Genomic DNA, 5273 nt, shown 5'->3' on the forward strand with positions numbered 1-5273 from the left:
GCTCATGACAACGCGTCCCCGATGAGGCGCGCTGCCGGAATCACATACCGAGAGCCCCCCCGCCCGGCAGCGTTCCCATCAAATCCAAAGGAGAGGAGACACACCCATGACTAGCGCTAGCACCACGGTGCCCACGGATCTAACCAACGAGCGGCTGCCTTCGGGCCGGCTGCTCGCGCTCGGCCTGCAGCACGTGCTGGTGATGTACGCCGGTACCGTGGCGGTGCCGCTGATCATTGGCGGCGCGCTCAAGCTGCCCAAGGACCAGCTCGCCTTCCTGATCAACGCCGACCTGTTCGCGGCGGGCCTGGCCACGCTGATCCAGGCCTTCGGCTTCTGGAAGTTCGGCATCCGCATGCCGGTGATGATGGGCGTGACCTTCGCTTCGGTGGCGCCGATGATCGCCATCGGTTCCGATCCCAATGTCGGCCTGCTCGGCATCTACGGCGCGGTGATCGCCGCGGGGGTGTTCGGTATCCTGGTGGCGCCGCTGATGGGGCGGATGCTCGGCCTGTTCCCGCCGGTGGTGACCGGCACGGTGATCACGCTGATCGGCGTATCGCTCATGCGGGTGGGCATCAACTGGGCGGCCGGCGGCCAGCCCACCACGCGTGCCGTGATCGACGGCGTGGTCAAGGACGTGCCGAACCTGGCGTACGGCGACCTGGGCAACCTCGGCATCGCGGCGCTGGTGCTGGTGGCGATCCTGCTGCTGAGCAAGTACGGGCGCGGCCTGATCTCCAACTGCGCGGTGCTGCTCGGCATCGTGATCGGCACGCTGGTGGCCATGGCGCTGGGCAAGGTCTCCTTCGAAGGCCTCGACGAAGCCAGCCTGATCGCGGTCATCACCCCGCTGCACTTCGGCATTCCCAAGTTCGACGTTGCCGCCACCCTGTCGATGTGCGTGGTGATGCTGATCACCCTGGTGGAATCCACCGGCATGTTCCTCGCGCTGGCCGATATCACCGGCAAGCGCCTGTCCAATGAAGACCTGACCCGCGGCCTGCGCGCCGACGGCCTGGGCACCGTGATCGGCGGCGTGTTCAACACCTTCCCCTACACTTCGTTCTCGCAGAACGTGGGCCTGGTGACCGTGACCGGCGTGCGCTCGCGCTATGTGGCGGCGGCCGGCGGCGTCATCCTGATCGCGCTGGGCCTGTTCCCGAAGATGGCGCACATCGTGGCCTCGGTACCGCAGTTCGTGCTCGGCGGCGCCGGCATCGTGATGTTCGGCATGGTGGCCGCGACCGGCATCCGCATCCTTGGCTCCTGCGATTTCAACCGCAACCGCTTCAACCTGTTCATCGTCGCCATCTCGATCGGCTTCGGCATGATCCCGACACTGGCGCCGACCTTCTTCCAGTACCTGCCCAAGTGGACCGACCCGTTCACCCATAGCGGCATCGTGCTGGGGACCATCGTGGCGGTGGTGCTCAACGTCTTCTTCAACGGCATCCAGTCGCGCGAAGAGGCGATGCGCAACGCCGCTGCCAATACGCACGGCACGGAATAAGTCCTGCCGGCGGCGGCCGGCACAGTCTTCCTGAAGAATCATGACCCTGATGACAAGCAACAACTATCCACGCGATCTGATCGGTTACGGCAGCCAGCCGCCGCACGCCCGCTGGCCGGGCGGCGCACGCCTTGCGCTGCAGTTCGTCCTGAACTACGAAGAGGGCGGCGAGAACAACGTGCTGCACGGCGATGCCGGCTCCGAGCAGTTCCTGTCGGAGATCATCGGCGCGGCGGCCTACCCCGACCGCCACATGAGCATGGAGGGCGTGTACGAGTACGGGTCGCGCGCCGGGGTCTGGCGCATCCTGCGCGAGTTCGAGCAGCGCGGGCTGCCGCTGACCATCTTCGGCGTGTCGATGGCGCTGCAGCGCCATCCCGAACTGACCCGGGCGTTCGTCGAACTCGGCCATGAGATCGCCTGCCACGGCTGGCGCTGGATCCATTACCAGGGCATGGACGAAGCCACCGAGCGCGAGCACATGCGCATCGGCATGCAGATCATCGAGGAACTGACCGGCTCGCTGCCGCTGGGCTGGTACACCGGCCGCGACAGCCCCAACACGCGCCGCCTGGTGGTGGAACACGGCGGCCTGCTGTACGACTCGGACTACTACGGGGACGACCTGCCCTTCTGGACCGAGGTGGAAGTCACCGGCGGCGAGAAGAAGCCCCACCTGGTGGTGCCCTATACGCTCGACTCCAACGACATGCGCTTCGCCACGCCGCAAGGCTTCAACACCGGCGAGCAGTTCTACCAGTACCTGAAGGACGCCTTCGACGTGCTCTACGCCGAAGGCGACCCGCAGGGGCTGGACCGGCCCAAGATGCTTTCGGTCGGCATGCACTGCCGCCTGCTGGGCCGGCCGGGGCGCATGCGCGGGCTGCAGCGCTTCCTCGACTACGTGCAGGGCCACGACAAGGTCTGGATCTGCCGGCGCGTGGACATCGCGCGCCACTGGGCCGAGACCCATCCCTACTCCGCAAAGAACCGCGCCTGAGCCAATCGACCAGGCGACCAAGCGACAAGCCAATCCATGAGCAATACCTACTCCCTAGATCAACTCAATGCCCTGCCGGCCGCCGACTTTGTCCAGGTGCTCGGCGGCATCTATGAACACTCTCCGTGGGTGGCCGAAGCCGCCGCCACGCAGCGCCCCTTCACCAACGCCGCCACCCTGGCCGATGCCATGCGCGCCATCGTGGACGGCGCCGGCGACGCCGCCCAGATCAGGCTGGTGCGCGCCCACCCGGAGCTCGCCGGCAAGGCCGCCGTGCGCGGCGAGCTGACCGCCGAATCGACCCGCGAGCAAAGCGGTGCCGGCCTCGATCAATGCTCCGCCGAGGAATTCGAGCAGCTGCAAGCGTTCAACCGCCGCTATAACGAGAAATTCGGTTTTCCTTTCATCCTGGCCGTACGCGGCTATAACCGCGCCGGCATCATCGGCGAGTTCGCAAGGCGCGTGGAAAACGATCCGGCCGCGGAGTTGCAAACTTGCATCAACCAGATCCATCGGATTGCACAGTTCCGCCTGAACGACTTAGTATCCGGCTGAGCCAAAAAAAGGCAGTTTGCGTTACCCCTTACCGATGTAGCAGGCAGTGCCCGGGCCGAGCCGGCAACACCCTAGCCCAGGGCATGCCAGTAGCAAACAAAACGAATAGAACCCGTCAGGGACCCAGTACACAAAGAACGCAACGGATCAACCACGGAGAACTCACCAATGCAGAAGCAGATCACGCCGGCCCTCAAGCTGGCAGCGACGGCCGCCGCCCTTTTCAGCGGCGCGGCCATGGCGCAATCCAGTGTCACGCTGTACGGCCAGGCCGACATGTTCGTTGGCGGCGTCAAGAACGTCGGCGCGGCCGACCGCGCCTATGTCGCCAATTCGGGCGGCATGCAAACCTCGTACTGGGGTATCAAGGGCACCGAAGACCTCGGTAGCGGCACCAAGGCCATCTTCGACCTGAACGGTTTCTTCCGCACCGACACCGGCAGGCAGGGCCGCTTCGACGGCGACTCGATGTTCAGCCGCAATGCCTTCGTGGGCCTGCAAAACGACAAGCTGGGCGCGCTCAAGCTGGGCCGCAACACCACGCCCTACTTCGTGTCGACCATCCTGTTCAACCCGCTGATCGACTCCTACGTGTTCTCGCCGATGGTGTTCCACACCTACTTCGGCGCCGCCACCGCCAACGTGGCCGACCCGGGCATCATCGGCGATTCGGGCTGGAACAACTCGCTGCTGTACAGCACGCCGAACTTCGGCGGCCTGACCGCCAACGTGATCTACTCCTTCGGCGAGAAAGCAGGTTCGACCGGCCAGAACAAGTGGGGCGGCAACCTGATGTACTTCAACGGCCCGTTCGCTGCCACGCTGGCCTTCCAGCAAGTCAAGTTCGRCAGCACGCCGGGTGACGTCACCGCTTCGGCCAATCCGATGCTGGTTGGCTTCAGCAAGCAGAACGCGGTGCAGGGCGGCTTGAGCTACGACTTCAWGGTCGTCAAGCTGTTCGCGCAAGGCCAGTACATCAAGACCGAGCTCAACAACAACCCCAACGGCGACATCAAGCACGCCAACGGCCAGGTCGGCCTTTCGGTGCCCATCGGCGCCGGCAACGTCCTGGCGTCTTACGCCTATGACAAGACCGAGAACTCGGTCGCGAACTTCAAGCGCAACACGGTGGCGGTCGCTTACGACTACAACCTGTCCAAGCGCACCGACGTCTACGCCGCCTACTTCTACGACAAGATCACCAGCCTGTCGCACGGCGACACCTTCGGTGTAGGCGTGCGTCACAAGTTCTGACGCTTGCCTTGACTTGTCAACGGGAATTGAAGACCCGCCCTGGTGGCGGGTTTTTTATTGCCTGCCGGCTATGGTGCCGGACTCCCCCGATCCGGCCTGCGAGCGCCTTGCCCCTGGTCCAGGGCCCGTGAAGTTCATGAGTCACCCCAAGGGATATCAATCCCCCAGCCCCGAAAGCACCTGGCGGCTCCGCCTCTTTGCCGCAGACCGCCCAGGCCAGTAAAGGTCATCGATATTTCGCGCTGCAGCATGGATATGCTGCAGCGCGATAGGGACAGGCTACCGGCGATTGAGGATCGAAAGTCGCTGCTTAATAGTCCGATTCAATTGGCGGGGCTGCCGATGCCTGCCTAGATTTAGGTTCCAGGCAACAAGACGGCAACGGACGAGGTGACACATGCGTCGTGATGCAAAGACCCGGTCGGAGTTGATGGCCATCCTGAACCAGTTCCTGAACAACAATCCGGAGTGCGGCGAATGCGAGCTCCACGCCATGCGTGGGCACCAACCCGACCACACCGGTTGCAACTGGAGCGCGGAAGTCGATTTTCCGCGCGAGCCCGATGATCACCTGCCCACCCGGCTGGCAGCGGCGAAGTCCATCATCGTCGTGATGCGGGAGCAGTACAACCTGCTGCAGTAGCTAAGAAAGCACAGCTTTTCCGGGCCGGCGGAACTGCAGGACAAGCCGGTCACAAAAAACGGGGCTCCCAAGGAGCCCCGTTTTCATTGCGCGATGCCTGGCGGCATGTGCGCTCCCAGCGGCGGCATTGCTGCGCCGCCGCACCGCGGATCAACGCGCCGCGTTGGCTTCCGCCACCGCTACCGCCGTCATATTGACGATGCGGCGCGTGGTGGCTTGCGGGTTGAGGATGTGCACCGGCTTGGCCGCGCCCAGCAGGATCGGACCAATGGTGACACCCTGTCCGCCCGTGATCTTGAGCAGGTTGA

General features: G+C 64.4%; 6 protein-coding genes. 5 read left to right on the forward strand and 1 reads right to left on the reverse strand.

Annotation, left to right across the window (positions count from 1 at the left end; all coding sequences use genetic code 11):
- Window positions 1–106 precede the first annotated feature (106 nt).
- From AC1DN0_RS40070 to AC1DN0_RS40090, 5 genes are all read left to right on the forward strand, one after another.
- Window positions 107–1513 carry a nucleobase:cation symporter-2 family protein gene (locus AC1DN0_RS40070; protein ID WP_441628150.1) on the forward strand — a complete coding sequence of 469 codons (1407 nt, stop codon included), beginning with the start codon at window positions 107–109 and terminating at the stop codon, window positions 1511–1513.
- A 49-nt stretch (window positions 1514–1562) separates the two neighbouring features.
- The gene (gene puuE / locus AC1DN0_RS40075; RefSeq protein ID WP_441628180.1) at window positions 1563–2513 is read left to right on the forward strand and encodes an allantoinase PuuE; all 951 of its coding nucleotides are present in this window, start codon (window positions 1563–1565) and stop codon (window positions 2511–2513) included.
- A gap of 36 nt (window positions 2514–2549) precedes the next feature.
- Entirely contained in the window at window positions 2550–3068 is a 519-nt protein-coding gene (uraD, locus tag AC1DN0_RS40080; RefSeq protein WP_441628152.1) for a 2-oxo-4-hydroxy-4-carboxy-5-ureidoimidazoline decarboxylase, read from the forward strand.
- Window positions 3069–3236: 168 nt separating this feature from the next.
- Entirely contained in the window at window positions 3237–4322 is a 1086-nt protein-coding gene (locus AC1DN0_RS40085; RefSeq protein WP_477146554.1) for a porin, read from the forward strand.
- Window positions 4323–4719: 397 nt separating this feature from the next.
- Entirely contained in the window at window positions 4720–4965 is a 246-nt protein-coding gene (locus AC1DN0_RS40090; RefSeq protein WP_035859483.1) for a hypothetical protein, read from the forward strand.
- Window positions 4966–5115: 150 nt separating this feature from the next.
- Here the strand turns inward: AC1DN0_RS40090 and AC1DN0_RS40095 are convergent.
- The coding region (locus tag AC1DN0_RS40095) for a phosphate acyltransferase (RefSeq protein ID WP_477111101.1) at window positions 5116–5273 on the reverse strand (158 nt) is incomplete at its 5' end.

The organism is Cupriavidus sp. 05N39 (genome assembly GCF_056397325.1).

Coding starts and splice junctions, on each gene's coding strand:
- AC1DN0_RS40090 (WP_035859483.1), top strand. CDS start 4,720: ATGCGTCGTGATGCAAAGACCCGGTCGGAGTTGATGGCCATCCTGAAC.
- uraD (WP_441628152.1), top strand. CDS start 2,550: ATGAGCAATACCTACTCCCTAGATCAACTCAATGCCCTGCCGGCCGCC.
- puuE (WP_441628180.1), top strand. CDS start 1,563: ATGACAAGCAACAACTATCCACGCGATCTGATCGGTTACGGCAGCCAG.
- AC1DN0_RS40070 (WP_441628150.1), top strand. CDS start 107: ATGACTAGCGCTAGCACCACGGTGCCCACGGATCTAACCAACGAGCGG.